40 protein-coding genes and 1 pseudogene are annotated in these 25,142 nt (G+C 68.4%); 25 read left to right on the top strand and 16 right to left on the bottom strand.

Features of this window, described 5'->3' with window-relative positions; all coding sequences use genetic code 11:
- Positions 1-2: 2 nt before the first annotated feature.
- The 7 genes from dnaN to BM140_RS13255 form a co-directional block, all read right to left on the bottom strand.
- Positions 3-1,118: a DNA polymerase III subunit beta gene (gene dnaN / locus BM140_RS13285; protein ID WP_165616455.1), complete on the bottom strand. Its 1,116-nt coding sequence runs from the start codon at positions 1,116-1,118 to the stop codon at positions 3-5.
- On the bottom strand, positions 1,115-1,408 hold the full coding sequence (locus BM140_RS13280; RefSeq protein ID WP_091946825.1) for a hypothetical protein: 294 nt from the start codon (positions 1,406-1,408) through the stop codon (positions 1,115-1,117). The genes dnaN and BM140_RS13280 overlap by 4 nt, the downstream gene beginning before the upstream one ends.
- Positions 1,392-1,610: a hypothetical protein gene (locus tag BM140_RS13275; RefSeq protein ID WP_091946811.1), complete on the bottom strand. Its 219-nt coding sequence runs from the start codon at positions 1,608-1,610 to the stop codon at positions 1,392-1,394. Before BM140_RS13275 ends, BM140_RS13280 begins: the two co-directional genes overlap by 17 nt.
- The gene (locus tag BM140_RS13270; RefSeq protein WP_091946809.1) at positions 1,607-1,945 is read right to left on the bottom strand and encodes a VRR-NUC domain-containing protein; all 339 of its coding nucleotides are present in this window, start codon (positions 1,943-1,945) and stop codon (positions 1,607-1,609) included. Before BM140_RS13270 ends, BM140_RS13275 begins: the two co-directional genes overlap by 4 nt.
- Before the next feature lie 68 nt (positions 1,946-2,013).
- Positions 2,014-2,532 carry a Ros/MucR family transcriptional regulator gene (locus BM140_RS13265; RefSeq protein ID WP_091946806.1) on the bottom strand — a complete coding sequence of 173 codons (519 nt, stop codon included), beginning with the start codon at positions 2,530-2,532 and terminating at the stop codon, positions 2,014-2,016.
- Positions 2,533-2,593: 61 nt separating this feature from the next.
- Complete coding sequence (locus tag BM140_RS13260) at positions 2,594-2,881, bottom strand: hypothetical protein (protein WP_091946803.1); 288 nt, start codon at positions 2,879-2,881, stop codon at positions 2,594-2,596.
- Positions 2,878-3,270: a hypothetical protein gene (locus BM140_RS13255; RefSeq protein WP_244535421.1), complete on the bottom strand. Its 393-nt coding sequence runs from the start codon at positions 3,268-3,270 to the stop codon at positions 2,878-2,880. The genes BM140_RS13260 and BM140_RS13255 overlap by 4 nt, the downstream gene beginning before the upstream one ends.
- Positions 3,271-3,560: 290 nt before the next feature.
- Here BM140_RS13255 and BM140_RS13250 point away from each other — a divergent pair, with 290 nt between their 5' ends.
- Positions 3,561-3,809, top strand: a complete 249-nt coding sequence (locus tag BM140_RS13250; RefSeq protein ID WP_091946798.1) for a hypothetical protein — start codon at positions 3,561-3,563, stop codon at positions 3,807-3,809.
- Positions 3,810-3,915: 106 nt separating this feature from the next.
- Here the strand turns inward: BM140_RS13250 and BM140_RS13245 are convergent, their stop codons facing one another.
- Both BM140_RS13245 and BM140_RS25885 read right to left on the bottom strand, forming a co-directional pair.
- Positions 3,916-4,140, bottom strand: a complete 225-nt coding sequence (locus BM140_RS13245) for a hypothetical protein (protein WP_091946796.1) — start codon at positions 4,138-4,140, stop codon at positions 3,916-3,918.
- Positions 4,137-4,283 carry a hypothetical protein gene (locus BM140_RS25885; protein WP_165616454.1) on the bottom strand — a complete coding sequence of 49 codons (147 nt, stop codon included), beginning with the start codon at positions 4,281-4,283 and terminating at the stop codon, positions 4,137-4,139. The genes BM140_RS13245 and BM140_RS25885 overlap by 4 nt, the downstream gene beginning before the upstream one ends.
- Positions 4,284-4,345: 62 nt before the next feature.
- On the opposite strand from BM140_RS25885, the gene BM140_RS25410 reads away from it, so the two are divergent.
- Entirely contained in the window at positions 4,346-4,969 is a 624-nt protein-coding gene (locus BM140_RS25410; protein WP_131803817.1) for a hypothetical protein, read from the top strand.
- A gap of 35 nt (positions 4,970-5,004) precedes the next feature.
- Here BM140_RS25410 and BM140_RS13235 read toward each other — a convergent pair whose 3' ends face one another.
- Complete coding sequence (locus BM140_RS13235; protein WP_114435994.1) at positions 5,005-5,247, bottom strand: helix-turn-helix domain-containing protein; 243 nt, start codon at positions 5,245-5,247, stop codon at positions 5,005-5,007.
- A 94-nt stretch (positions 5,248-5,341) separates the two neighbouring features.
- Between BM140_RS13235 and BM140_RS13230 the strand changes: the two genes are divergently transcribed.
- From BM140_RS13230 to BM140_RS25400, 3 genes are all read left to right on the top strand, one after another.
- A complete protein-coding gene (locus tag BM140_RS13230) occupies positions 5,342-6,073 on the top strand; it encodes a S24 family peptidase (protein WP_091947133.1) in 732 nt (243 codons plus the stop codon).
- A gap of 146 nt (positions 6,074-6,219) precedes the next feature.
- Positions 6,220-6,429: a hypothetical protein gene (locus tag BM140_RS25405; protein ID WP_131803816.1), complete on the top strand. Its 210-nt coding sequence runs from the start codon at positions 6,220-6,222 to the stop codon at positions 6,427-6,429.
- Positions 6,392-7,267 (top strand): hypothetical protein, encoded by an 876-nt coding sequence (locus BM140_RS25400; protein WP_131803814.1) that lies wholly within the window; start codon positions 6,392-6,394, stop codon positions 7,265-7,267. Before BM140_RS25405 ends, BM140_RS25400 begins: the two co-directional genes overlap by 38 nt.
- A gap of 9 nt (positions 7,268-7,276) precedes the next feature.
- On the opposite strand, the gene BM140_RS13225 is transcribed toward BM140_RS25400, so the two are convergent.
- Together BM140_RS13225 and BM140_RS13220 are read right to left on the bottom strand one after the other, a co-directional pair.
- Positions 7,277-7,534 carry a hypothetical protein gene (locus tag BM140_RS13225; RefSeq protein ID WP_091946788.1) on the bottom strand — a complete coding sequence of 86 codons (258 nt, stop codon included), beginning with the start codon at positions 7,532-7,534 and terminating at the stop codon, positions 7,277-7,279.
- Complete coding sequence (locus tag BM140_RS13220; protein WP_091946786.1) at positions 7,524-7,772, bottom strand: hypothetical protein; 249 nt, start codon at positions 7,770-7,772, stop codon at positions 7,524-7,526. The genes BM140_RS13225 and BM140_RS13220 overlap by 11 nt, the downstream gene beginning before the upstream one ends.
- A 207-nt stretch (positions 7,773-7,979) precedes the next feature.
- On the opposite strand from BM140_RS13220, the gene BM140_RS13215 reads away from it, so the two are divergent.
- From BM140_RS13215 to BM140_RS13140, 16 genes and pseudogenes are all read left to right on the top strand, one after another.
- Entirely contained in the window at positions 7,980-8,663 is a 684-nt protein-coding gene (locus BM140_RS13215) for a hypothetical protein (protein WP_091946783.1), read from the top strand.
- 92 nt (positions 8,664-8,755) lie between these two features.
- The gene (locus BM140_RS13210; protein WP_091946780.1) at positions 8,756-9,322 is read left to right on the top strand and encodes a hypothetical protein; all 567 of its coding nucleotides are present in this window, start codon (positions 8,756-8,758) and stop codon (positions 9,320-9,322) included.
- Positions 9,323-9,327: 5 nt separating this feature from the next.
- Positions 9,328-9,624 (top strand): hypothetical protein, encoded by a 297-nt coding sequence (locus BM140_RS13205; RefSeq protein WP_091946777.1) that lies wholly within the window; start codon positions 9,328-9,330, stop codon positions 9,622-9,624.
- Positions 9,624-9,944 carry a hypothetical protein gene (locus BM140_RS13200; RefSeq protein ID WP_091946774.1) on the top strand — a complete coding sequence of 107 codons (321 nt, stop codon included), beginning with the start codon at positions 9,624-9,626 and terminating at the stop codon, positions 9,942-9,944. The genes BM140_RS13205 and BM140_RS13200 overlap by 1 nt, the downstream gene beginning before the upstream one ends.
- On the top strand, positions 9,941-10,237 hold the full coding sequence (locus BM140_RS13195; protein WP_091946771.1) for a hypothetical protein: 297 nt from the start codon (positions 9,941-9,943) through the stop codon (positions 10,235-10,237). The genes BM140_RS13200 and BM140_RS13195 overlap by 4 nt, the downstream gene beginning before the upstream one ends.
- 44 nt (positions 10,238-10,281) lie before the next feature.
- Positions 10,282-10,443, top strand: a complete 162-nt coding sequence (locus BM140_RS13190; protein ID WP_244535420.1) for a hypothetical protein — start codon at positions 10,282-10,284, stop codon at positions 10,441-10,443.
- On the top strand, positions 10,440-10,826 hold the full coding sequence (locus BM140_RS13185) for an HNH endonuclease signature motif containing protein (RefSeq protein ID WP_091946766.1): 387 nt from the start codon (positions 10,440-10,442) through the stop codon (positions 10,824-10,826). The genes BM140_RS13190 and BM140_RS13185 overlap by 4 nt, the downstream gene beginning before the upstream one ends.
- Positions 10,827-10,898: 72 nt before the next feature.
- Complete coding sequence (locus tag BM140_RS13180; protein WP_280142591.1) at positions 10,899-11,207, top strand: helix-turn-helix domain-containing protein; 309 nt, start codon at positions 10,899-10,901, stop codon at positions 11,205-11,207.
- Positions 11,201-11,650, top strand: coding sequence for a hypothetical protein (locus BM140_RS13175; protein WP_091946759.1), 450 nt, complete (start codon positions 11,201-11,203; stop codon positions 11,648-11,650). The genes BM140_RS13180 and BM140_RS13175 overlap by 7 nt, the downstream gene beginning before the upstream one ends.
- Positions 11,647-12,462 carry a DNA cytosine methyltransferase gene (locus tag BM140_RS13170; protein ID WP_091946757.1) on the top strand — a complete coding sequence of 272 codons (816 nt, stop codon included), beginning with the start codon at positions 11,647-11,649 and terminating at the stop codon, positions 12,460-12,462. Before BM140_RS13175 ends, BM140_RS13170 begins: the two co-directional genes overlap by 4 nt.
- Positions 12,463-12,468: 6 nt before the next feature.
- On the top strand, positions 12,469-13,374 hold the full coding sequence (locus tag BM140_RS13165; RefSeq protein WP_091946754.1) for a hypothetical protein: 906 nt from the start codon (positions 12,469-12,471) through the stop codon (positions 13,372-13,374).
- Between the two features lie 62 nt (positions 13,375-13,436).
- Positions 13,437-13,724: a hypothetical protein gene (locus tag BM140_RS13160; RefSeq protein WP_244535418.1), complete on the top strand. Its 288-nt coding sequence runs from the start codon at positions 13,437-13,439 to the stop codon at positions 13,722-13,724.
- A gap of 63 nt (positions 13,725-13,787) precedes the next feature.
- Positions 13,788-14,300 carry a hypothetical protein gene (locus BM140_RS13155; RefSeq protein WP_091946747.1) on the top strand — a complete coding sequence of 171 codons (513 nt, stop codon included), beginning with the start codon at positions 13,788-13,790 and terminating at the stop codon, positions 14,298-14,300.
- Positions 14,293-14,457: pseudogene (locus BM140_RS26695) on the top strand (helix-turn-helix domain-containing protein); the annotation flags it as partial. The gene BM140_RS13155 and the pseudogene BM140_RS26695, both read left to right, overlap by 8 nt.
- A gap of 17 nt (positions 14,458-14,474) precedes the next feature.
- The gene (locus BM140_RS26090) at positions 14,475-15,560 is read left to right on the top strand and encodes a tyrosine-type recombinase/integrase (RefSeq protein ID WP_091946740.1); all 1,086 of its coding nucleotides are present in this window, start codon (positions 14,475-14,477) and stop codon (positions 15,558-15,560) included.
- Positions 15,521-16,168, top strand: coding sequence for an HNH endonuclease (locus BM140_RS13140; RefSeq protein WP_091946736.1), 648 nt, complete (start codon positions 15,521-15,523; stop codon positions 16,166-16,168). The genes BM140_RS26090 and BM140_RS13140 overlap by 40 nt, the downstream gene beginning before the upstream one ends.
- 331 nt (positions 16,169-16,499) lie before the next feature.
- Here BM140_RS13140 and BM140_RS13135 read toward each other — a convergent pair whose 3' ends face one another.
- Complete coding sequence (locus BM140_RS13135; protein WP_091946733.1) at positions 16,500-16,679, bottom strand: putative motility protein; 180 nt, start codon at positions 16,677-16,679, stop codon at positions 16,500-16,502.
- 187 nt (positions 16,680-16,866) lie between these two features.
- Between BM140_RS13135 and BM140_RS13130 the strand changes: the two genes are divergently transcribed.
- The 3 genes from BM140_RS13130 to BM140_RS13120 all read left to right on the top strand — a co-directional run bounded on the left by BM140_RS13130 (position 16,867) and on the right by BM140_RS13120 (position 20,170).
- Positions 16,867-17,976: a hypothetical protein gene (locus BM140_RS13130; protein WP_091946730.1), complete on the top strand. Its 1,110-nt coding sequence runs from the start codon at positions 16,867-16,869 to the stop codon at positions 17,974-17,976.
- 70 nt (positions 17,977-18,046) lie between these two features.
- A complete protein-coding gene (locus BM140_RS13125) occupies positions 18,047-18,295 on the top strand; it encodes an acyl carrier protein (protein WP_091946728.1) in 249 nt (82 codons plus the stop codon).
- Positions 18,296-18,298: 3 nt separating this feature from the next.
- Positions 18,299-20,170, top strand: coding sequence for an HAD-IIIC family phosphatase (locus BM140_RS13120; protein WP_091946725.1), 1,872 nt, complete (start codon positions 18,299-18,301; stop codon positions 20,168-20,170).
- 117 nt (positions 20,171-20,287) lie between these two features.
- Here the strand turns inward: BM140_RS13120 and BM140_RS13115 are convergent, their stop codons facing one another.
- Entirely contained in the window at positions 20,288-20,542 is a 255-nt protein-coding gene (locus BM140_RS13115) for a hypothetical protein (RefSeq protein ID WP_091946723.1), read from the bottom strand.
- A 149-nt stretch (positions 20,543-20,691) separates the two neighbouring features.
- On the opposite strand from BM140_RS13115, the gene BM140_RS13110 reads away from it, so the two are divergent.
- Complete coding sequence (locus BM140_RS13110; protein WP_091946720.1) at positions 20,692-21,363, top strand: spermidine synthase; 672 nt, start codon at positions 20,692-20,694, stop codon at positions 21,361-21,363.
- Positions 21,364-21,369: 6 nt separating this feature from the next.
- On the opposite strand, the gene grpE is transcribed toward BM140_RS13110, so the two are convergent.
- Positions 21,370-21,981 (bottom strand): nucleotide exchange factor GrpE, encoded by a 612-nt coding sequence (gene grpE / locus BM140_RS13105; RefSeq protein WP_091946717.1) that lies wholly within the window; start codon positions 21,979-21,981, stop codon positions 21,370-21,372.
- 268 nt (positions 21,982-22,249) lie between these two features.
- Positions 22,250-25,036 (bottom strand): [protein-PII] uridylyltransferase, encoded by a 2,787-nt coding sequence (locus BM140_RS13100; RefSeq protein ID WP_091946713.1) that lies wholly within the window; start codon positions 25,034-25,036, stop codon positions 22,250-22,252.
- Positions 25,037-25,142: the final 106 nt, after the last annotated feature.

The following is a 25,142-nucleotide window of genomic DNA, read 5'->3' as shown; positions in this document are numbered from 1 at the left end:
CCTCAGGTGCGGGTCGGCATCACGATGCACAGGGCATCGGACGATCCGCGCTTGCGCATCAGGATTGGGGAGCCGAAACCCGCGTTGCTGATCTCGACCACGTCGGCCTTCAGGGCGCTGAGCGCCTCGACCGCCATGCGGGCGTTCATGCCGAAGCGGATGCCGTCGCCGCCCTCGACCTCGACCGCCTCGCTGATCGCGCCGCCCTTCGAACTGCGGGCCGCGATGCTGAGCACACCGTCCGCGACCTCGCACTGAACAATCCGGTCCCGGTCGTCGGCCAGGATCAGCGTGCGCTGGAGTGCCGATTCGAACTCGTGGGCCGCCATCGCGGCGAGCTTGCTCAGGTCTTTCGGCAGCGAGCGGGCGTAGTCGGGATAGGTCGCCTCGACGAGCTTCGTGATGAGCCGCGTCCCGCCAGCCTCTGCCGACAACAGCCGGTCGCTGATGCGCAGTTGGATCATGCCGGTGCCGCAGACCTCCTGCGCGAGCTTGATGATCTCGCCGCAGGACCGGGTGCCGATGGTGGTGGGCGGAAAGCGCCGGGCGTCCGGAAACCCGGTGGCGATGGCCCGCGTCATGCGGCGCCCGTCCGTCGCAACCCCGCAGAGAGCGCCGACATCCTCGGCGAAGTGGAGGTGAACCCCCTGAGCGAACGAGCGCTGGTCGTCGGCGTTGGACGCGTGCAGCGGGGTCTCGATGAGGCGGATCAGCGTCGCTGCATCGATCGCCAACGCAACGGCGTCGGCCTCCATGGAAAAGGTCGCGAAGGTCGTGCTGTCGAGCGTCGGGAGTGACAGGGCCGACCGGCGGTAGCGAACCGCGAGTTCGGACCGGTCCGCATCGGTTTCCATGCGCATCGCCGTGCCGGCCGGCAGGCGCCGGAGAAGTTCGACCACGGGCGCGAGCGGAACGGCGACCGGCCCCGCTTCCGACACGTCGGCCGGACATGCCGTCTCAGCCACCATGTCGGCGTTGCGCGCCGTAATGGCGACCCGGCCATCGCCGGCCGTCATCAGGACGGTCGAGAGGATCGGAATGCTGTCGCTCTTGGCGACGATACGATGGGCGTGCGCGAGCGCCGCCAGCAGGTTGTCACGCTCGACGGCGACCTTCACGACCGGACTCCCATGGCTTGCTCGTAGGCTTCGGCGCAGGCCGCGGCGGACGGCCATTTCGGATGCAGGAAGAGATCGATGCGCCGCGCGGCCTCGTCTGGCCGGCCATCGTCGAGCAGCGACAGCGCCTCAAAACCGATCTGCGCGGTCGACTGCCATCGCTCGGCGGCCCCCAGGGCGACGCGCGCCTCGATGATGTCGCGCCGCTCCAGGGCGTTCGCCGCAGCGATCATCGCATCCGCGGCCGGATCGTCGTCGTAGCCGAACAGGGCATCATCGCAGGCCAGCACGGTCGCCTCCTTGTGAGCAGGTTCGGGCCGCGTGCCGCTCGTCCTGCACGCGCGCGCGGACCCAGCAGACCTGCGGTTCGGTGAGACCGATCGCCTTGGCGATGGTCAGGGTGTCGTGCCCCTTGGCCCAGCGGTTCGCGATCTCGACGCGGTTGCGGGGCGTGTCGGGCCAAGTGTCGGCGGTGGGTGCGGGCGCGTTCATCGCACCGGCCCATTCAGGTTCGGCCGCAGGATCCCCCAGCCTTCCAGCACGGCGATCGGCTCATCGCGCCCGTAGGCGGCGACACACTCGATCCCGACGAAGGCGCAGAGGTTGCGGAAGAGCTTCTGTTCGAAGCTGAGGCTGCCGTTGGGCGTCTTCAGTTCGAGGAACGCAATGCGGACGCGGCCGCCGATGACGAGGAGATCGGGCAGGCCTTTGGTGAGGCCGGGCTGGCCCTTGGCCGCCTCATTCGGGATCGCCGCCACAAGCGTGTGCGGCTGGCCGAACAGGCGCCAGTGCTGAACGACGGCCGCCTGGATGGCGCTCTCGCGCATCGGCACGGCGCCCGCGAGTTTACGCGCGCCCGTGCGTCGGGATGTGGAGCCGGGCGCGCGCATGGGCGTCAGGCCGCGATGGATTCGTCGACGGGAGCGGCGTCGCCCGCGCTCGGGCCGGCCTCCGGTGCCTCCGGCGCCGCGCCGCCGCGGCCGAGCCCCGCCGCCTTCGCCAGTTCGGACCGGGCCGCCGAGTAGTTCGGCGAGACCATCGGATAGTCGACGGGCAGTCCGAAGCGCGCGCGGTAGCCCTCGGGCGTCAGGCCGTGCGTGGTCAGGTGGCGCCGGATCGTCTTGTAGGGCTTGCCGTCGAGGAAGGAGATCAGCGCGTCCGGGGTGATCGAAGCGGAGATCTGCGCCTCGCTCGGCTTCTCGGCCTGCGCCGCGCCGCCGTCTCCCGCCGGCACGTCCACCGCCACCGAGGCCTTGAGCGCGCTGCTGACGGACAGGATCAGCTTCGGCAGCTGGTCGATCGCCGTCGGGTTCTTGCCGAGATAGGCGGAGACAATGTCGGCGGTGTAGCCGAGCGTCGGATCGAAGACGGCGTAGGCTTCGAGGATCGGGAACGGCTTGTCGTCGTCGGCCATGATGGGCCTCCTGAGGTTCACGAGATGCCGGGAGCCGCCCGGCGGCGGGAACGGTGGGGCGTCAGCCCCAGGGCGCGACGGCGTCGGCGGGCGCCGGAGCGCGGCGCGGCACGAGCGGCTCGACATCGTCGAACCGGGCCGCGATCCCGGCATTGCGAGCGACCTCGGACAGGACGGCGGAGAGGTGCTGCGTCGCCTCGATCGACCAGACCTCGGGCGGAAAGCCGCGCATCACGGCGGCGACCTCGTCGATGCCGGCGACGGCCGTGATGGAGGCGACGACGAGGCCGGTGGCGTTCCGCCAGACCAAGCCGTCGCTCGCGAGTTCGACGGTGAGGGCGCTAGTCATCGCCCGCCCTCGTCCACCAGCGGAGCCACCACGGCAGAGGCTTGCCTGCCTCGCGCAGCGTTCGCGCCTTTCGCCACAGCGCCGCCCGGAGGGGCGACCGAATCCATCGCATCGTCTGCCTCCCCGAGCGCGAAGAACGCGGCCCGATCTTCGTCCGCCTGGGCATCCCAGCGGTCGCAATTGGCTTGGTAGGTCGCTCGGATACGCAGGAAGACATCCGCGTCGAGCCGAACCGGCTGGTTGCCGATGAACTTGCGCACCCACGACGCGGTCGTGCCGATCGTGCGGCCAACGGCCTCGTAGGCCAGCATCCGCGAGCCCGTGCGGCGCTCGGCGTGCTTCACCAGCGCGCCGACGAGAGGGTTCGCGAGATTAGCCGCGGTCTGCATTGTCCGTTTCCGGGCAAAAATTGTCCGCACCTGCGCACTCCGATTTGCTGAATTGCATCTCGGGGACGCGAGGCGTCGGACGAAAGCTTAAGGAAGGGGACGCAGCACTATGAACGGGGGCGCGAAGGGTCAGAGCTTGCAGGCAGGACCGGAAGCGCAGGGACAGACCGACGCCGCGGGCGGCAACCCAACGGCGGCGAACGCGAGCGACAGCGCCGGCAAGCGCGGTCGCCAGATGATGAACGGGGTGAAGCGCGCGCACGGCTGGCGCGTGCAGGAGGGGAAACGGGATGGAGGATGAGGCGGACGACGGCGGCGCGGCCGCCTCGCTCCTGGCGCTCCACGCCATGGTGACGTGGCTGGTGCGGCGGGAGATCGAGCGGGCACCCGAGGCACGGGCGGGCCTCCTCACGCACGTCGAGATCGCGATGGCCGCGGTGGTGCGGCGTGATCCGGACTTGCTGGGGGCAGCGCAGGCGGCGTGCGCCAGCGTGGCCCGAGCCGCGGGCGCGAGCGAGGCGCCGGCGGGGCTGCAATAGGGTGCGCCCGATCCCGGTGACGCGGGAACGAGATCGAGGACCGGGCGCGATCCAGCGACGGGCCGGGGGCGGGCCGCCGCTGGTACGGGGGAAAGGGATGCGCGGCTCATCGGGCCGCTCGCGCGAGCGCGCGGTTGCAGGCGGAGAACAGGCCTTCCAGGCGTACGGCCCGCGCCCGCATGGACGCGAACTGCTCGCAGAGAAGATGACGACGGATCGTCTTCGGATCGCGCGCCGCGGCCTTGGCGAGGCGGCGCACGGGCGCGCCACAGGCCGCTTCGGCGCGCCAGCGCTTCGCTTCGGGATTGAGGACTCGGAAGCTGCGCCTCACGGCTCCGCCCTCCCGAGATGCAGAACCGGAAGATCGCCGCGAGAGGCGGCGGCGCGCAGGGCGAGGCCGCCGAAGACAGCGCCCGTGACGGCCGCAGCCAGGGCGAGAATGCCGAGGCGGAACAGGATGGGGCGGGTCGTCATGCCGACCTCGCCGAAAGGCAGGCACGACCGGGACGGACATCGGCGGCCCGCGCCGACCGGTCGTGCTGCTCTACATCGGAGTTTGCGAGACGACCGATGGAGCTGTGATGGCTGTTGAGACGAAAGACCTTATCGGCTGGGCCGTGACCGGTGGTATCGGACTCTGGAGCCTGTATCTCAATTGGCGCACTCGTAGAGACACGAAGAAGCGCGAAAAGCGACAGGCGGACGCTGTTTGGAAGCTTCGTAGAAGCAAAGACCCCGTGACTGAGGGTGGTCTTACCTTCCTTCTTACACTGAAGGAGCCAAAAGAGAACGCATTCCGCATGCTCAGCATGCAAGTTTTGAAGCCAAGAGGTAGCTTGATCGCGCCCGCAAAAGGAAACTGGGACGGCGGAAAATTCATTGGCTACAGCCCGAAGGACTACGCCAAGAAATGGATTGTTGATGCCGACATCAAGCCCGATACGCGCCTGCGCTCGGGCGGGCCTTACACGGCGAACGAGTCGACATTCAGATTCTTTGTGTCCGAGACGGCAAGCTGGTGGTTGCGTCGCATGAAGAGAAGAAGGCTTGTCGTCGCTGTTGAAGTCGAGTCGATCTCGTCCAGCGCAGAGGTGATGCGCCTGAAGATAAGAAGCGAGGAAATCGACTGGACCGCCAGCGCGACGGACAGCACGAGATGAAGCCAGTCCATGTGCCAGCTTTCGATTTTGGCCGCTCATGCTGCGACCTCAGGATTGGAGGGGGTGGGGCGAACGGCGCCGAAGCCCTCGGCGGGCGGCGCAAAATCGATCGCTCGAACCGCGCCGTCGGTGACGCTCTCGATGCGGATGATCTTCGCCAAGCTCGGCTTACGGCGGCCGTTCGCGTACCGCGTCACGGCAGCCTGGGTGGCCCCAATTTGAGCGGCGAACTCAGCGTGCGTGAGGCCGTGCTCGCGTAGATAGTCGGTGAGCGTCATGACGATACCAATACCATTACGGTATCGTCGCCGCAAGCCCATCCATACCGAAACGGACTTAGACGATGACGCTGTGGGCAAATATCATTTCGGTATGAGCGCCCTCCGCCATTTCCGCAGCAAGGCCGGCCTGAGCCAGGCGGCGCTTGCCTCAGCTGCGGGCACCTCTCAACCCCAGATCAAGCGCCTTGAGACAGGGGAGCGGACGCTTACGAAGGATTGGGCCGAGCGACTCGCTCCGCACATCGGGATCGACGCGCGCACGCTGCTGTTCCCGCCCGCCGATCTTGCGAACGAAGGCGGAGACGATTCGACGCCGCCGCCGCCCGGCCGATCACAGATGCCGGACATCGCGTCGAACGTCATCGTTCCGCCCGAGGCCGAACACGTCGATACCGGCGCCTTCAAGGGTCCGCGTAACGTCCCGGTCTATGGCACCGGGTCAGGCGGCGACGGCAAAGGTGACTTCACCCTCAACGGCCAGATCATCGACCACGCCCCACGTCCGCCCGGCATCACCAACCGGAAGGACGTCTATGTCGTGTATCTCGTCGGAGACAGCGTCTCACCGAAGTACGAGGACGGCGACCCGCTTTATATTGATCCGCACCGCCGACCGCAGCCGCGGGACTACGTTTTCGTCGAGAAGCGCGGCGAGGTCGAGGGCGAGCCGGGGCCGGCCCTGGTCAAACGCCTGGTGAAACGCGGCGGCGGGAAGCTTTACCTCGAACAGCACATCGACCCGAAGGAATTGCCCCCGATCGACGAGGCTGATGTCGTGCGGGTGCATCGGGTGATCCCGTGGCCGGAATTGATTGGGATATGATCGTGCGCGCCGGGCCTTCGATCAGGGACGAAATGGCGCGTCTTCGCAGGCACATCAAAACGGCTTGTCAACCGATCTCGGGGCACCATACACAGAGGCTGTGTCGGCGGTTCAACGTCAGGTCGGGCCTTCAGAGGAGGCGCGTTATGACCGAACGCAAGAATGCACCGAAGTGGCAGGATATGCCGTTTGGTGAGACTCTGGCGCGCCTGCTGAAGGCTCGGCCCGATGAGGCCGCGGCTTCTATAGCCTCGACCGTTTTTGGTGATGACGAAAAAGATAAAGAGCACAAAAACCGGGTGGAAGAGGCTCTAGAAAATGGCGCAAGACGAGCAAGAGGTAGATTCCGCATATGATTTTATCTATGTCGATAATAGGCGGGTAGCTCAATTTTTAAGTCAATTCGGTAAATTCGGACATCTTACGGGATTGACGCGCGTTGACGGCAAAAATGTTTCCGGCGGCGGTGGGGTAAACGTCGGTGCGGCAAAAATAGATAAAACAACAACCACTCAGGAAAACCAAACAAGGCAATTTGATCCTCAGTGGCTTTCTCCCCTCAACCTACTTGATGAATTGCAGCGACGCGATTTGATTAAAAAGGATATTCCAAACAGTCGTATCGGAAGTTTCATTTTATCAACAGGACAAATATTATTGCTCGATTTGGGATTGCTAAAAACATCATGGGATAAGCCCGTTATACAAAAACTTATAAAAGCTGGGATGAATGACACAACCCCTGCGCCTGCGCTAAGTAGAGCCGAAAGGCGTGCCCTAGGCAATAAGGGCGAAAGTGGAAAAAATAGTGAATTCGATCTGCTAATTGCGCTTCTATCAATTCTGCCGCACGCGCTGCAGATGAGGCTGGTCAATGGAGAGTGCTCATTATGGTGCACTTTGAATGAAGAATCATTAATTGGCAAATCAAGCGACCTCCTGCTTAAACATGGAGCGTTGCTTGACGGCGAGTGGAATATTTTAGGCGTGCTGGATGCAACGCCTTGGGACCCTAATTATAAAAATGATGACGGCGAGAGCGCGGAGGACATACTGGCAAAGGTTGCAGAAACTGCCGTCGGGCAAATTGCCGCGAGGTTGTTTCATGCCTCTCGCGGCATCATAGGTCGCCCTCCTATGTCATATGGCATAACTCCGATCTTGATCTTTCGAGAAGTCACAACTGAGGACTGATATTTATTCTTAAAACGGCATCTGATCCCGCACCTCTCGCGGCACGTCTCCAAACGCCGCGAGGGTGACGGTCTCGCCTTCGTCGAACTCCCCGCCGCCGCGCCGTAGGAATGCCGCGGCGCCCGGCGCCCAGCCCTGCGCGACCCGATCCTCGGCGACCTTCCTGGCCACCTCACCGTCGGCGCACGGATAGGTCCGCCCCTCGCGCAGCTGGCCGAACCGATCGCGCACGAAGGTCGTCGCGCCATACCGCTCGTCACCCGACATCGTCGTCCTCCTTCAGGATGGGCCGGAGGTTGATGTTCCGGCCGCTGCCGCCTCGTTCCGAACACCGCACGCACCTGAACTTGCTCGCCAGCGTCGGGAGGCTGCGGTAGCCCCGGCGCTCGGCGTCGTTGAGCCTCGCCCGCGACCACCGGCGGACGTTCCCGCAGTCGTCGCAGTGGACGTAGAGGTAGGCGAGGTCGGCGAGGTCCGAGTCGGCAGTCCCAAGCCTTGCCCCCACCCGAATCCCCCGCCTGCCTGTTCCCTGTTTGTTCTAAGCTGGCGCGGGCGTGTGCCTGTGTCGAGTCCCCTCGTAAGGTTGTGGCCTGTGGACAAGTGTGGAAAGGCGGGCCACGGTTTCGATACCGAATGATACCCGAATGGTATTGACCGTCGATACCAATACGGTATGTTGGCTCTATCGCCTCACGCGGTGGAGCCCTCCCCGATGTCCTTCTCCCGAACCCTGACCGTCACCGATCTGACCTCGGGTGAGGATCGGTTCACGCGCCGCCGCCGCCCCCGCAGCAGCGACAGCGCTCTCCGCCTGAAGGAGAAGCGCGCCGAGTGGGCGAAGAAGGAGAAGGTCGCGGCGTTCTTCGGCGCCGAGGATCATAAGCGCCTGACGACCGCGCTGCTGCGGCTGCAGCGGGCCGGTGACGGCGGCGCGGCCTCCGCCTACGCCATCCTCGACCGCCGCGTGCCCACCAAGCGCTCCGGCTTCGTGGCGGTCGCCCCCGACGCCGCCCAGGCCGCGACGCTCGCCACCTACCTGCGCAAGCGCGGTGTCGATGGGTTCTGCCAAGCCCTCGCTCGTCTCGATGAGATCGCCGGCGCTCCGGCACCCGCGGGCCGGCCCATCGAACTCTGCGGTTTCGAGTTCGAGGCCGTCCTGGCGACGCTCGACGCCGCCGCCGACGCTGGCAACGCGACCGCCGCCCGCGCCGCCGCTCATCTGCGCACCGCGACGGTCAAGTCCACGCTGATCCGCATCCACGCCACTGCCGCCGACGCAGGCTGGCTCGCCGACGCCCTGCACGCCGCCGGCGCCGGGCGCCTCCTCGTCCACGATGTCGATGTCATCGCGGGCCGCGCCGGCTTCCGCGAGCCCCTGGCCGCGCCCGCCGCCTGACGCACTGATTTCCTCTGGCCCGATTTCAGCGCCCAAGCCCCTGCCCCCGCTTCACAAAATACCGATTTCCTCCAGCCGCCCGAGGTCCGCCCATGTGCGCGCCGTTCAGCCCCACCGACACCTCCGAGCCCACCGTCACCGCCTTCGATCTCACCGACGCTGCCGAGCACACCCGCCTGATGGTCGATGCCGTGACGGAGGTGGTCCGCATGGTCGCCATCGACGACGCGACCAGCGCGCAGCTCGGCGCCCGGGGCGCGCAGCACGCCAACCTGCTGCGGATGCGGTTCGAGGAGGGTGTGATCGCCTTGCGCGCCGTTTTCTGCAACGCGCTCGCCGGCACCGCCACGACCTACGCCAGCGAGACCGATCTGGCTGAGGCGCTCAAGGCCCGCATCGAGCGCAACAACCGGGCGATCCTCTCGACCGCCATGCGCCGCGTGGAGACGGCCGAGGCCGCCGACGCCGCCCTGACCGCCGATGCCCACGACCGCGGCGACGCCATCTCCGCCGCCCTCTACGGCACCACCGAGACCGCGCCTTGTGCCGATCTCACTCGTGAGGCGGAGCGGTTCGACTACGGGCGGTCGGCGGCGGCGAACGCGTCGGCCTCGCACGGCGCCTACGAACGCGGGTTCGTCAGTCCCGCCGCGGCCTGACCGACATGTCCGGCGACCCCGTTCCGTACATCGCCTTCGGCGCGTCGCTGCTCTTCCTCGCAACGAGCGTCCACTACGCGCTGCGGCCGTTCTTCCGGCCCGCGCCGCCGGCCCGCCGCCGCGCTTGCCCGACTCTGCTTCCCGCCAATTCAAACGAGGCTCCCGTGCCCAATCTCGTGCCGCCCGCGGCCGCGCGCAGCTTCGATCTCACCGCGACGGCCATCGCGATCGCCGGGCCGGGCTCGATCTTCACCGCCGCGGCCGTCGGCGTTCTCTGCGCCCGCACGCTCGGGTGGCTGTGATGCAGGGCAAGCTCTCTGTCCGGTCTGCGCGGCGGCACTTCTCCGGCGTTCCGCGGGCCTATACGCGGGAGTTGGCCGAGCCCCGGACCGTCGCCACCCTTCGGGCCGTGCTGGCTGGTCGCGAGCGCTCGCCCGACGACGTGATCCAGGCGTGCCGCGACATCCGCCTCGGGCTGATGTCCAGCCGGGTCGTCCAGCTTCCCGGGATGATCGATTGCCTCGGCGGACTCGGGTTGGCCCGACTGCGGGGCCCGCGCGTCACGCTCCAGGCCGCGGCGCACGATCTCCTCGACGATGCTGATGCACGGAGGCTGTGGTGACCGCCAGCCTCGCCCATCTCCCACTCCCGGCTACCTACGGCCAGCACCCCGATGGCACGACGTGGATCAGCTTCGGCGACCCCACCAAGGGCCAGCACATGCAGATTGACGGCCCGCTCTGCGCGAAGGCCGCCGCCGACATCTGCCGCGCCGTGAACGCCTTCGGCCCGGCCGGCGCCGCCCTGGAAGCCGTCCGCTCCGACTGCCGCGATCCCGACACCGATACCGCTCTCGCCCCTGCCACTGGTGAGCTTGTCGAAGCGGCCATTGCTGCGATGGGGGATCGGTCGTGAGCGGCGACAGCGTCACCTGCCCGCACTGCCGGCAGGAAATCCCGATGACCGATGGCGAGGTCCTGCAAGGCCACGTCACCTATTGGGGCCAAGAGCGGATCACCTGCCTCGACTGCCCGAATTGTGAGCGCGAGGTCTACCTGCAGGAGTACGTGAAGCGCTGGTGGGTTGCCGGCCGCACGCCGCAGGAGGCGGGCAGCCTATGAGCAAGCTCCCGCAGCGCGAGCGCGTCGTCATCCCTGAGCGCAAGGAGATGACCCTGGCGCGCGAGGTCGCGATTCTCCGGCGCTACGCCCGCTGCGGCGGCTGCGGAAAGCCGCTCACCGCCCGCAGCCAGTACGTCTACGACCACGAAATCCCGCTGGAAATCTGCGGTCGTGACGAGCCGGACGACATGCGTCCGCTCTGCCACGACTGCGACAAGCCGAAGACGGCGGCCGACCAGGGCGTGATCGCCCGGGCAAAGCGGCTCGCAGGCGAGACCTGCGCCGGGCCGACACGGCGACCTATTCCGCCCGGCCGCCCGATGGACGGCACCAAAGCCTCCGGCCTCAAGCGCGGCTTCGACGGCCGCGTCACCCGTCGCTGAATCACCCCGCAACTCGGAAGGATCGCACCCGTGCCGGTCTCCCGTCTCCGATATCCAACCCACGCCGGCGAGATGGTCCGCCACCATCGCCGGCGCCGCGGCATGATGCAGTCCGAACTCGGCCAGCGCGTGGGCGTCTGCGCCGCCACCATCTCGAGATGGGAGCGCGGCTACGAGACCATCACCTTCGCCCGGCGCGAGCGTCTCGCGGAGATCCTCGGCATCGACCCGGCCCGCCTGACCGATCCCGAGACCTACGTCGTCACGAGCAAGGATCGCCGAATCCTCGATGGCTATTATAGCCAGCCCCCGAGCGAGCGGGCCGCGCTGGACGAGCTAATGGGCCTACGCGGCGCCGGCCCGGAGGCGCGCACATGCTGAGCGCTGCCGATCTCGCCGGCTACAATTTCGAGGGCTTGTCCGAAGGGCTCCTCGCCCTGTCGGCTCGCCGCGGGCTCGCGCACCGCCAAGGTGCGCGTCTTCTTGCGCAGAAATACGCTCCGCTCGGCCCCGACGATCACGTCATTGGGGACAGGGATTTTCCGGAGGTCGAGGACGGCATTGCGGCCTTGGATGAAGAGTCGCGCCTTCTGGCTGAGGCCGCAAGCGCGGTGGGCTTGGTGGGCCGCCTATTGGCCGACCAGGGCAGCGGCCAGCAGACAGAGGAGCAGGGACGCGGCACGCGGGGCGGAACACTGTCCGCCCTAGACCTCATCCGGAAGGCCCTGGCCGCGATCTCCGGCGCACCGCTTACCGCCCGCCACTGCCGCACCCTCGCGGCTGAAGCCCGCCTCGGTGATCTCTCGGATGGAGGGCGGGGATGAGCCGGCCTCTCGCGTACTACAACGAGATCGACTTCGATGCCTCCGCTCAGATCGGCGCGCTTATCTCGGGCGGCCACATCATGCCTGGTCGGGTCGATGCCCGATCAATTGTCCATGTTCGACCTGCCGACGTGGCCGGGTACGAGCGCTGTCATTTCTTCGCTGGCTGGGCAGCCTGGGATTATGCCCTCGCACTTGCCGGATGGCCGGAAGGGCGCGCTGTCTGGACCGGGTCATGTCCTTGCCAGCCGTGGACGCGGGCCGGAGCCGTACACGGACGAAACCGCGGCTTCGAAGACGAGCGCCATCTCTGGCCCGCTTGGCTTGATCTCATCCGAGAGTGCCGCCCTGACACGATCCTTGGCGAGCAGGTTCCCGACGCCATCGCCGAAGGATGGTGGGACGCTGTCGCAACCGACCTGGAGGGAGCGGGCTACGCCTGCGGGGCGCTTGTATTCAGAGCTTCGGACATCGGCGAGCCGATCGCGCGGAAGCGGCTCTACTTTGTTGCCCAGCATCTCGGCTCGGGAACACAAGGACAGTTCACGAGCGGAAGTCCTTGCCCGGCTCGACCGCGGCGATGGCGTGGCGAAGCGGATTTGCGCGCTGTCACCGACGCTCCGCTCGTCGCCGGAGATCGTTGGCCTCAACCCCTTGTTCGCCGCGTGGATCATGGGCGTGCCGAGTGCATGGGGCTGCTTCACCGGGCCGGCAACGCGATCAACGCGGAAGCCGCGGCGGCCTTCATAGCAGCTGCACTCGACACTCTCCCGTCCCCGACACCCGGCCCTCGGGCCGGCGCGATGGAGTGATCCGCTATGGCTGACCACACCGATATTCAGCGCATCGCCGCGAAGAGCTTCGCGGATCACCGCCTCACCAAGGGGCCGGGTTTTTCGTGGCGGATGGGGCGGTCCAACCGCAGCGCCTATTCCTTCCGCGTCACTTGGGCCCCAGGCGTCGTCTGCGTGAGTGGCGACGTCGGCGAGGCGGTTTATCAGGTGTGGCCGAGCTTCAGCACCTTGTGGGACGCCGTCGATTTCATCTCACGCGCCGACTTCGACTATCTCTGCGAGAAAGGCAATAGCCGCAAGGAGTTCGACCGTGATGCGACGGTCGATGGCGCGATCCAACACGGCTATGAGAGCCTGCGCCACGGCTCCCGCCCTGATCTCTTTGAGCGCCTATGCGACGAATACGGCGGAGACGCGGATAAGACCCGCGATCGCAAGGACGCCGTCCGAGCCTTCCGCGACGATCAGGATCTCACAGCCGCGCGCATCTACGACATCACGGGCGACGGCGAAGACATCGTCTACAGCTACCCGCCCGGCGCTCGCTGGACTTACGAAGCGGCAAAGCTCTGGGCCGCGACCATGAAGGCGCAGGAGCCGGCGTGGCATCGAGCTTGGCGATGGGTGCAGCGCGAGCGCGCCAAGCTGCGCGGGGAGATGAAAGCCCGCCGCCACTTCCGGCCCGCCCTGTACGTCAGCCCAAAGGGTTACGGCCACGTCAAGCACTGGGTCCGCCTGAGGTGGGAGCACGACGGAAAATCGGGCGAGCGGATGGCTGCGGTCATCCCGTTCCGACCTCTGGGCTTGGACCTGTCGTGCATCGGCCTCTGGCGCGAACAAGGCAGCAGCACGCCCCTGAGGGGAGACCGCGACGACGAGCGGTTCGAGCCCCTCTCCGCGCAACCTTCCGCATCGGGAGTCGCCGCATGACCCCCCACCCACCATCAGACCGTCCTGGCGATCAGGACGGGAGGGGCGCCGACCTTCTGTCCATGATGAAGGATCGCGCCCTCACGCCGACCGAGCGCCGACGGATGCAGCGGCGCGGCACCCAGGCCAAGGGTTATGCGGCCCAGCCCGGCACCGGCCCGGCTGGCGAGACCTGCGGCTCCTGCGACCACCTCGTCCGCAAGGTCATGGCGAAGGTCTACCGGAAGTGCGGGCTGATGCGCGCGCACTGGACCGGCGGAACGGGCACCGACGTGCTCGCGACCTCGCCGGCTTGCCGAAACTGGCAGGCCATCCCCCAGAACATCGACAGCCTCGGAGACCGGTCATGACCCCCGATCAGGACGGAAGGGGCGCGGCGCATGACGACCCCACCCCTCAGAAGGATCGCGACCATGGCTGACGTGGAGACGTTGCGGGCACTCGCCCACCAGATCAGCGCGGCCGAGTCCTTCGCCCGCCGCGCGCACGCCGGCCAGACCGACAAGGGTGGCGCGCCCTACACCGGGCATCTCGGCCGGGTCGCGGCGCGGGCGCGAGCCCATGCCGAACGGCTGGGGCTGGGCGACGAGACCGCGGCCCTGTGCGCTCAGGTCGGATGGCTACACGACACGGTGGAGGACACCGACACGACCGCGGAGGATCTGCGCGCGGCAGGCTTCGGCGACGCCATCGGCCCGGTGCTCGCGCTCAGCCGGCCCGAGGGGCCGCCCTATCTCGTCTGGATCCAGGCCATCGCCGACAGCGGTGATCCGGTCGCCATGATCGTGAAGCTCGCCGACAACGAGGACAACCTCGACCCGTCGCGGATGCTCGCGGGCGGGAGCGGCCGGCGCGAGCGCTACGAGGCGTCGGCGGCGATCCTGCGGGACGCGCTCGACCGGATCGGGGAGAGCAGGGATGCTTAGCGCCAGCCTGTCCGAGGCCGACGACGAGGTGTTCACCCCCGCTGAGGTCGCGACCCGGTGGAAGTGCTCGGCCTCGTTCGTGCGCCGCATGATCGACAATGGCGAGTTGCCGGCGTTCCGGGTCGGCGGCAAGCTGCTACGCGTCACGGCGCGCGCCGTCCGGGAGTACGAGGCATGCCGGAATACAAGCTCCAGAAGTTCCGCGGGGGCTACGCCATCTGCCTCTACGAAGGGGGCAATCGGGTCAGCCGCCGGCAACTTGAAAGCGGCGATGCAGCGGGAGCGGCGGCGGAATTCAGCCGAATCGTCGCGGACGCCTCCCGGCCGATAGACCCGGACATCCGCACGATCTGGGAGGCCTACTGCGCCGACCGGGAAGGACGGCGAATCGCCAGGAACATGAGCTGGTCGGCAAAGGCGGTGCTTGGCTTCTTCGGGGACCACAAGCCCGAGGAGATCACGACGAAACTCTGCCGCGCCTACGCGGCCCAACGCAGGACGGCGCCGAAGGGGTCGGCCGCTCAACAGGAGCGCTGGCGCGCGGCGGGCCGCCCGTCGACGCAATGGACCGGCGTCAAGGACGGCACGATCCGCACCGAACTGAACCAGCTGCGCGCCGCGCTGCTGTGGGCGGAAAAGGCGAAGATCATCGGCAAGGCGCCGGCGATCGAGATGCCGAGCGTGCCGGCGCCGCGCGAGCGCCACCTGACCCGCACCGAGTTCGAGCGGCTGCTCGACGCTTCCGAGACGCCGCACCTGCGGCTCTACCTGCTGCTCGCGATCTCGACCGCCGGGCGGAACGCGGCGCTCCTCGAACTGACATGGGATCGAATCGACTTCGAGCGCGGCCTCGTCTTCCTCGGCGAGCGCAACATGCTCCGGCCGCAGAAGGGCAGGGCGACCGTCCCGATGACCAACGCCCTACGGGCTGCGCTCGCCAACGCGCACGCCCATCGCCGAACGGATCGCGTCATCGAGTGGGCCGGCGAGCCGGTGGCGAGCGTCAGGACCGCGCTCTCGAAGGCGACGAAGCGGGCAGGGCTCATCGGCGTGACGCCGCACGTCTTCAGACACTCGGCGGCCTGCTGGTTAGCGGAAGCTGGGCGACCGATGAGCGAGATCGCTGCGTTCCTCGGCCACGCTGACGATGCCATCACACAGCGGGTCTATGCTAAATTGAGCCCTCAGTACCTGAGAACTGCAGCGGGGAGCCTAGAGGTATGCGCGCGACCATCCCTGGTTTCCCGAACTACGAAATAGACGACCAGGGTGAAGTCTACAGCCGCGGGCGCACGCTTGTCCGCATACCTAACAGCAAGGGCTACCTTCGTGTCTTTCTGCGGCTGAGCGGCAAAACCCATAGCCGCTACGTGCACAGACTGGTGTGCGAGACGTTTCGTGGCCCGGCGCCGACCGGCACGGAGTGCGCACACCTCAACGGCGTCCGCAGCGACTGCCGGCTGGCCAACCTCATCTGGGCAACCAAGGCCGAGAATGAAGGACACAAGGTGGAGCACGGCACCCGCTTATGCGGGGAGGCCGTCTCGGGCGCAGTCCTATCCGAAGCTATCCTGATGCAGGCCCGAGAGCGCGCCCGCGCGAAAGAGCCAATGAAGGACATAGCCCTCGACCTCGGCGTCGCCGAGAGGACCCTGGCTGACGCAATCACCGGACGCAGGTGGGCCAGCATCGGCCACGCGGTCCCCGCCTTCCACACGAGACGCAGGCTTACTGACGAGGAGGTGGCCGAGGCGCGAGCACGCTGCGCGGCCGGCGAGAGGCAGGCGGACGTGGGTAGGCGCTTTGGGGTGGGGCGAACGGCCATCGGTCAGATCGTCAGACGGGAGAGCTACCAGCACCTGCCGTAGGACGCGGATCAATGGAGTGCTCTCAGGTTCGCGTGAACCCCTGAACCGCGATCTCGGTATCGGAGAGCGCTTCCGGCGCGGAACAGGTTGCGCACAGCGCGCAAACAAACACAGAAGATCGGCCAGAACGCCTTTTTGGTAATGAGGAGGTCGAGAGTTCAATCCTCTCTCGCAGCACCATTCAAATCCCCACATCATCCTGACGATCGACATCGCGGCATTCACGCCCGTACGCTGAGCGCGATTTGGCCGTGCCTGTGCGCCGGCGCGACGCCTCGAAACCCGTGCAGCCCCCTCGGGCGAGGGCTGCGGAGGGGCCGGCGATCCCGCGCTACACCTTGATGTCGACCACCTGGCCCTGGCCGGGCGGGGCCGGCGGGGACGCCGTTTGTGCCACGAGTTGCGCGACCGAGCGCTCAGCGTCGATCTGCTGACGGGCCATGGCGGTGCCGACCTGCTGCGAGAACGCGGCGGCCTGCATCTGGACGGCTTGGGCGGCGATGGTGCTCATGTCGGAAGCGTAGGGACGGGGGGTGAACGAACCGTATCGGTGGCGAGCGGGCCGGTTGGCGGAGGCGGCCCGCCGCGCCATAACGCGGCCCAGCCGAGGGGGAGCTCCTTCGGTCGCATCCGGGCCGCAGGGCGCGCGGGTGCCTCCCGTGACGCCGCCTTGCGCGTCCCCACGATCGGTTTCCGCGATGCCTCCCGACAGCCCACACGATGCGTCCGGCGGGGCGACCCTGCCCCTCCACGCGCTGCTGGGCCGGTTCGAGAGCATCGGCGACAATTGCGAGTTCGGGCTCGTGCAGCGCTACGGCGGCATCGAGCCCCTCGGTCTGATGCGGTTCTCCGCCTCGCGGATCGACCACCTCCTCCACGCGCTCGATTCGGATTTCGCGCTCTACGGCCAGGGCGACGATCTCTTCGTCTACCCGCATGTGACGAACTACCTGTTCTGCCGCAGCCGCCGCTACGACTTCGAGTACAACACCGGCCACCTGGCCGGCAGCGACGACCCCGCCGCTGTGCTCAAGCGCGAGGCCCGCAAGGTCGGCTACCTCAAGCGCCGCCTCCTCGAAGACCTCCGGCTCGGCGAGAAGATCCTTGTCCGGAAGGCCGGGCCGCAGGAGGGGCCCGCCGAGGCCGCCGCTCTGCTGCGGGCGCTGCGGCGGCATGGGCCCGCGGAGCTTCTGATCGTGCGGGCGGCGGAGGGTCCGGCCTCCGTGCGCCGGCACGAGGGCGGCTGGCTGGAGGGAACGGTGACGCGCTTCGCCCCCTACGATCTGGCGGCGGCGGTCCACCTGCCGCCCTGGCTCGACCTGTGCCGCCGCACGGAGAACCTCGTCCAAGGCCGACCCGATACGCTCCCGCCGCCGCCGCGCAACCTGCTGCCGTCCCGTCTGCGGCTCTCGAGCGGCTGGCCGCGTCGGCACCGGCCCGAGGCCGGCGCGGACCAGACGGTGTTCGGCCCGCTGATCGACCTGCAGCCGCTCGACCGCAAGGCGGTCCATACCCTGACCTGCTGGGTCTGGATTCCGCGCAGCTATCGCGGCGAGGGCATCGCCGCCGCCATCGGCGACCGGCGCATCCGCTGGCGCGAGGCCGATCTCGGATTGCGGGAGCGGTGGCAGAAGATTCACGTCTCGGCGACGCTTCCCGAGGAGCATCGAAAGCTGCGGATCGGCCTCGCCTCCCGCGGCCGCGACGCCGGCCCCTTCCGCTCGGCCGGCTGGTTCCTGGCCGAGAGCCCCGAGCCCGCCGCCGCCGAGCGCCCACCGCGCGCGGCCCGGCTGCTGAGGCGCGGATGATGCGGGCCGGGTGCCGCCGTCCCGGTCGCCTGCTATGAGCGCCCCGACCGACGAAAGACGTGGACCGCGCATGACCCCGGACGAGATCGACGCCCGCCTGACCGACATTTTCCGCGAAGTCTTCGACGATCCCGCCCTGGTGTTGCGACCGGAGATGACCGCCCGCGACGTGGCCGGCTGGGATTCGGGCCGGATGGTCGACATCCTGATGGCGACCGAGGAGGCGTTCGGCATCACCTTCACCACGCGGGAGGTCGATGCGCTCGCCCGCGTCGGCGACCTCGCGGAGACCGTGGCCCGTAAGCTCGCCGGGGGCTGACCCGTGCCCGACCTCGACTGGCTGCCCGATCCCGGCCCCTGGGCCGAGCGGCTGTCCGCCTTACGAGGGGCGCCCTCGTGGGACGGCTTCGTCGAACTCGCCAACACCCGCCTCAACGGGGTCCGCACCAACGCCCTCGCCCGCGCCCTCGACGCCGCTTATCCCGCGCCGCCGCCGGGGCTGTCCCGCCCGCCGGTGCGGCTGGCGGTGCTCGGCTCGTCCACCGTCTCGCATCTCCTGCCCGCGATCCGGATCGCCGGGCTGCGCCGCGGGCTGTGGATCGACCTCTACGAGGGACCCTACGGCGCCTACCGGCAGGACATCCTCGATCCCGGCTCCGGCCTCCACGCCTTCGCCCCCGATGAGATCCTGCTCGTTCTCGATGCGGCCCACGCCACCGCCGGCTTCGAGGCGGCGCAGGATGCCGAGCAGGCCCGCCGGGCCGAGGCGGCGGTGCTGGCCGATTGGCGCCAGCTCTGGCGGGCGGCGCGGACGGGCCTCGGCTGCGGTCTCATCCAGCAAGCGATCCTGCCGACGCCGGTGCCGCTCGCGGGCGCGGGCGAGCATCGGCTGCCGGGCTCGCGCGCCGCGGCGGTCGCACGGCTGAACGCGGCCCTCCCGGCGATGGCTGCGGAGGAGGGGATCGACGTGCTGGCGCTCGACGCGGCGGTCCAGCGCCATGGCCTGTCGGCGTGGCACGAGAGCGTGGGGTGGTGGCGCGCCAAGCAGGAGATCGCACCGGCGGCGGCCCCGTTCTACGGCGATCTCGTCGCCCGGGTGCTGGCGGCGCGGCGCGGCCTGTCACGCAAGGCGCTGGTGCTCGATCTCGACAACACCCTGTGGGGCGGCATCGTCGGCGACGACGGCCCGGCCGCCCTCGTGCTCGGGCCGGGCAGCGCCGAGGGCGAGGCGTTCGCCGCGTTCCAGGCCTATGCCCGCGACCTGTCGCGACGCGGCGTCGTGCTGGCGGTGGTCTCGAAGAACGACGAGGCCAACGCCCTCGAAGCCTTCGCGCGCCACCCCGAGATGGTGCTCAAGCGCAGCGACATCGCCGCCTTCCTGGCGAACTGGGACGACAAGGCGGAGAACCTGCGCCGGGTCGCGGCGCAATTGAACCTCGGCCTCGACGCCCTCGTCTTCGCCGACGACAACCCGTTCGAGCGTGACCGGGTGCGCTCGGCCCTGCCCGAGGTCGCCGTGCCCGAATTGCCGCCCGACCCGAGCGGCTATGCCGACCGGATCGCCCAGGCCGGCTACTTCGAGGCGCTCCACGTCACCGCCGAGGACCGCGCCCGCAGCGGCCACTACGCCGCCCGGCAGGAGGTGCCGGCGCAGGCCAGCGATCTGCCGGCCTACCTCGCCGGCCTCGACATGCGGCTGCTGTGGCGGCCCTTCGCCGCGCGGGACCTTCCCCGCATCGTCCAGCTCGTCAATAAGACCAACCAGTTCAACCTGACGACCCGGCGCATCGCCGACGGGGAGGCGCAGGCGCTGCTCACCGATCCCGACGCGCTGACCCTGCGCTTCCGCCTGATCGACCGGCTCGCCGATAACGGCATCGTCGGCGTCGTGATCGGCCGGCGCTCCGGCGGCGACCTCGTCCTCGACACGTGGCTGATGAGCTGCCGGGTGATCGGCCGCGGCGTGGAAGCGGCGATGCGCGACGTGACGGTCGCGGCCGCGCGGGAGTTCGGCGCGGCCCGCCTCGTCGGCATCTACCGGCCGAGCCCGAAGAACGGGATGGTGCGCGATCTCTATCCGCGGCTGGGCTTCAGCAGCCTCGGCCCCTGCGGCGAGGAAGAGCGGCGGTTCGGGCTCGCGCTGGACGAGGCTGCGCCGCAGGCGGTCGCGATCCGTATCGAGGCGGAGGAATAGCACCGCGCAGCGGCCCGACGGGAGCGCCCCGGACTTTCTCCTTCCTTGCGATGCGGAGCAGAAGCGATGACGGCGTGGGGCGGCAACCCGACATCCGACCGGAAAACCCGAAAGGAATCAGCCGGCCACCGCCGGCTTCTGCGGCGCCGGGGAGCGGGTCAGGCTCTCGATCTCGCGGGGCGGGCGTCCGGCCTTCTGGGCGATCTCGGCCTCCTGCTCAGCGATGAGCTGATGCGCCGGGAGGTCGCCGTCGAGGCCGCCCAGGATTTCCATCGGGACGCGCCGGTTCGAGGCACGCGAGCCGTCGGCGAAGACGACGTCGAAACTCACGAACCCGCGTTGCTGCGGCAGAGACTTGATGCGCTTGGCCATGCGCGCTGATAGACGCGGGGGCGCAGGAAGGGCAATCGCCGCCGACGCGGCTGGGGTTGCGTCCAGCGCATCTTGCCGAATCTGGCCACCGGCGTTCGGCCTGGGACGACGCGCCCGCTTCCCCTCGGCGCAAGCTTCGAAAGGTCGCCATGAACGCCTGGGTCCATCTCGACACCGGGCACGTGCCCGGCGGCGGCAAGAGCCTCGACCTGATGCGGCGGGGCCGCGAGTTCTCGATCGTGGTCGAGAACAAGGAGTTGATGAACTCCACCCGCGGCCACTCGGAGGAAGCCCTGGCCACGCTCGCCTGCGCGCACCTGTCGCGTCGCCCCGCCGCCAGGGTGCTCATCGGCGGCCTCGGCATGGGCTTCACCCTCCGCGCGGCGTTGCGGGAACTGGGGCCGGAGGCGAAAATCGTCGTGGCCGAACTGGTGCCGGCGGTGGCGGCCTGGGCCCGCGGGCCCCTCGCCGAGGTGTTTCGCGGCTGCCTCGACGACCCGCGCGTCGAGGTACGGGAAATCGACGTGAACCGGCTGGTGCAGGCCGGAGCGGAGGCCTGGGACGCGATCCTGCTCGACGTCGACAACGGCCCAGAGGGCCTGATGCGGCGGGCCAACGACCGGCTCTACGACGAATGGGGCCTCAAGCGGGCGCAATGGGCGTTGAAGCCCGGCGGCGTGCTGGGCGTCTGGTCCGGCACGCCGGACCGCAAGTTCAAGGCCCGGCTCCAGCGGATGGGCTTTTCCGTCGAAGAGACCCGCATCCCGGCCAACGGCACCAGCGGCCCGCGTCACGTGGTGTGGATCGCGAGCCGGGCGTGAGCCGCGTCAAGCCGCGTCGGCGGGCTTGTCCTTGCCGGCGTCCGGCTTCGGGCCGCCCTTCGACACGCCGACGAGGGCGGGGCGCAGGGTGCGGTCGCCGATGACGTAGCCGGTCTGCACCACTTGGACGACGGTGCCGTTGGGGACCTCGGTGTTCGGCACCTCGAACATCGCCTGATGACGGTTCGGGTCGAAGCGCTGGCCGTGGGGCTCCACCACCTTCACGCCGTGGCGCTCCAGGGTCTTGGCGAGGTCGCGCTCGGTCAGCTCGATGCCCTCGATCAGGCCCTTGAACGCCCCCTCGGCCGAAGTGCGGGCCTCGGCCGGCACGCTTTCCAGCGCGCGGCGGATGTTGTCGGCGGCATTCAGCATGTCGCGGGCGAAGTTCGTCACCGCGTAGGTCCGGGCGTCGGCGACCTCGCGCTCGGTGCGGCGGCGCAGGTTTTCCATCTCGGCCATCGTGCGCAGAAGCCGGTCCTTGAACTCGTCGCGCTCGGCGATGGCGCCGGCGAGCGCCTCGGCATCGGCGCCGGCGTTCTGGACGGCAGCCTGGGCGGCCTCCGGGTTCGCCTCGGCGCCGTTCGTCCGGTTCTGGTGTTCCGTGTCGTCAGCCATCATCGTACGATCGGTTGCGCTCTCGTGTCGGGATGGTCGCTGATATCATTCGGCGAAATGCCGAAATCAAGCTTTGGAGCAGCACCGAGCCTGGGCAAGCGTGGCGCTGCCGCTCCAAATTTTTTTGCTGGCCTCAAGCGCCGGCGCCCGCATCCGCGGGCTTAAGCTGCTCGCTCCGCTCGACGTCTCGGCGGTGCCGAGGCCGCTCAAGCGCGGCGCTCTTCGCGCCGGGCCACGCGGCCAATCATCCTGCAAGCGATGGCGATTCGGGCTACTGCTCCCGCGGCGGCGGCGAATCCACCAGCGCGTCGAGCCCTTCCGCCCTCAACGCCGCCACGTCGCTGGCAAACACCTCCATCACCGCGGCGCGGATGGTGGCCAGCCGGTCGGGCTGCATCACCCGCGTCCCGGTGAGGTCGGTCACGTAGAACACGTCGACCGCCCGCTCGCCGAAGGTCGCGACATGGGCCGAGGTGATGTTGAGGCTGAGCCGATTGAGCGCTGTGGTCAGCTCGTAGAGCAGGCCCGGCCGGTCGAGGCCGGTGATCTCGACGACCGTCTCGCGGCTCGACAGCGCGTTGTCGATCGACACGTCGGGCGGCACGAGGAAGGTCTTGGGCGGCTCCTTGGGGTGCTTGTCGGCCACCAGCTCGGCGATCTTGATCTCGCCCTTCAAGGCGCGCTCGATCGCGGTGGCGATGCGCTGGGCCCGGCGCAGCTCGTCCTCGTCCCGCTCGAAGGCGCGGGAAATGAAGATCGAATCGAGGGCGAAGCCGTCCGACGTCGTGAAGATCTGCGCATCGACGATGTTGCCGCCCGCCGTGGCGCAGGCGCCGGTGATGATCGCGAGAAGCCGCGGATGGTCGGGGGAATACACCGTCAGCTCGGTCACGCCGCGCACCGGATCGGTCTCGTAGGTGGTTGCGCTGGTGCGCCCCTCCTCGACGACGGTGCGCAGGAAGCGGGCGTTCTTGTACTGGCGCGTGCCGTCGACCTTCAGCCAGTAGGCCTGACCGTGGCGGCTGGCATAGGCGTCGAAGGTCTCGGCGTTCCAGTCGGCGAGCTGTTCGCGCAACGCCATCTGGATGAGGCGCACCCGGTCGGTGCGGGCGATCTCGGAATGGCCGCCGGAGAGCACCACCTCGGTCTCGTCGTAGAGGGTGCGCAGGAGCGTCCCCTTCCAGGCGGTCCAGACGCCGGGGCCGACCGCCTTGATGTCGGCCACCGTCAGGATCGCGAGCAACTTCAGGCGCTCCAGGCTCTGGACGGTGCTGGCGAACTTCTCGATGGTCTTGCGGTCCGACAGGTCGCGGCTCTGCGCCGTCATCGACATCAGCAGGTGGTGCTCGACCAGCCAAGCGACCGTCTCGGTCTCGGCCTGCGACAGGCCGAAGCGCGGCCCGAGCTTGCGGGCGATGGCGGCGCCCGCGATCGAATGGTCCTCGGGGCGGCCCTTGGCGATGTCGTGCAACAGGATCGCGACGTAGAGGGCGCGGCGGTTGTGGATCGTGTCGATCAGGCGGGAGGCCAGGGGATGCTCTTCCCGGACCCGTCCGGAATCGATCGCCGAGAGCACGCCCAGGGTGCGCAGCAGGTGCTCGTCCACCGTGTAATGGTGGTACATGTTGAACTGCATCATCGCGACGATGCGGCCGAAATCCGGGATGAACCGGCCGAGCACGCCGGCCTCGTTCATGTGGCGCAGGATCGTCTCGGGGGCGTTCTTCGAGGTGAGGATGTCGAGGAACAGGCGGTTGGCTTCCGGATCGTTGCGCACCGCATGGGTGATGAGACGCATCGAGCGGTTGGCGAGCCGGGTGGCGTCGGGGTGGACGGGCAGGTTGTGCCGGTCGGCGAGCCAGTACATCCGGATCAGGTTGACCGGATCGCGCTCGAACGCGTCCTCGCCGCGCAGGTTCACCCGGCCGTTGTCGATCCAGAAATCCTCCGCCTCCATCGCGGTGGCGCGGAAGCGGTCGCGGAAGCGGCCGATCCAGCGGTCGAGCACCGGGGTGCGCTTGGCGTGCCGCGCCTCGAGTTCCGCGCAGACGATGGCTGTGAGGTCGCCGACATCCTTGGCGATGAGGAAATACGCCTTCATGAAGCGCTCGACGCCCGACAGGCCGCCGCGGGCGCCGTAGCCGAGCCGCTCGGCGATCTTCGGCTGGAGGCCGAACGACAGGCGCTCCTCGGGCCGCCCGGTCACGAAATGCATGTGACAGCGCACCCGCCACAGGAACTCGTCGCAGCGCTCGAACAGCCTGTACTCGTCCGCCGTGAACAGGCCGGCATGGACCAGTTCGATCTGGTCGCGGACCCGGTAGGCGTATTTCGCGATCCAGAACAGGGTGTTGAGGTCGCGCAAACCGCCCTTGCCGTCCTTGACGTTGGGCTCGACGAGGTAGCGCGAGGCGCCCGCCTTGCTAACCCGCGCGTCGCGCTCGCGCAGCTTGGCATCGACGAATTCCGGCGCGGTGCCGATGACGAGTTCGGTGTCGAAGCGCGTCACCATCTCCTCGAACAGCGCGCGGGAGCCGAACAGGAAGCGCGATTCGAGCAGAGCCGTGCGGATCGTCATGTCGGCGCGGCCCTCGCGCAGGCATTCCTCGACGGAGCGGGTGGCGTGGCCGACCTTGAGTTTCAGGTCCCACAGCACGTAGAGCATCGCCTCGACGACGCTCTCCGACCATGCGGTCTGCTTGTAGGGCAGCAGGAACAGCAGATCGATGTCGGAGCCCGGCGCCATCGTACCCCGGCCGTAGCCGCCGGTGGCGATCACCGCGAGATGCTCGCCGGTGGAGGGGTTGTCGTTCGGGTAGAGCCGCCAGACCACCGCGTCGTAGATCGCCCGGACCACCGCATCGGTCAGGCGGCTGATGCGCTTGGCGCAGGCGAGCCCGTCGCGCTCCTTCAGGAGCAGGCGCTCGGCGTCCTTGTGGCCGGCCTCCAGCACCTTGCGGAGTTCGGGCACCAGCAGGCTGCGGAGCTTGGTCGGCTCGCGCGCGTCGCGATCGAGGTCGTCGACGACCTTTTCCAGAGCGGTCACAGGATCGAACATGGCCGTTCCGTTAGCATGTTACGCGAGGTTCGGCAGCGGCGGGTTGTGCGCAACCGCGGCGTTCTGTTTCGCGAATTTTCGTTTGACGAAACGAACGCCGCTGCTT

It is taken from the genome of Methylorubrum salsuginis, assembly GCF_900114375.1.
Taxonomy (GTDB): Bacteria; Pseudomonadota; Alphaproteobacteria; order Rhizobiales; family Beijerinckiaceae; genus Methylobacterium; species Methylobacterium salsuginis.
Note: the sequence above shows the minus strand (reverse complement) of the source record. Positions and strands in the feature narration are given on the sequence as shown.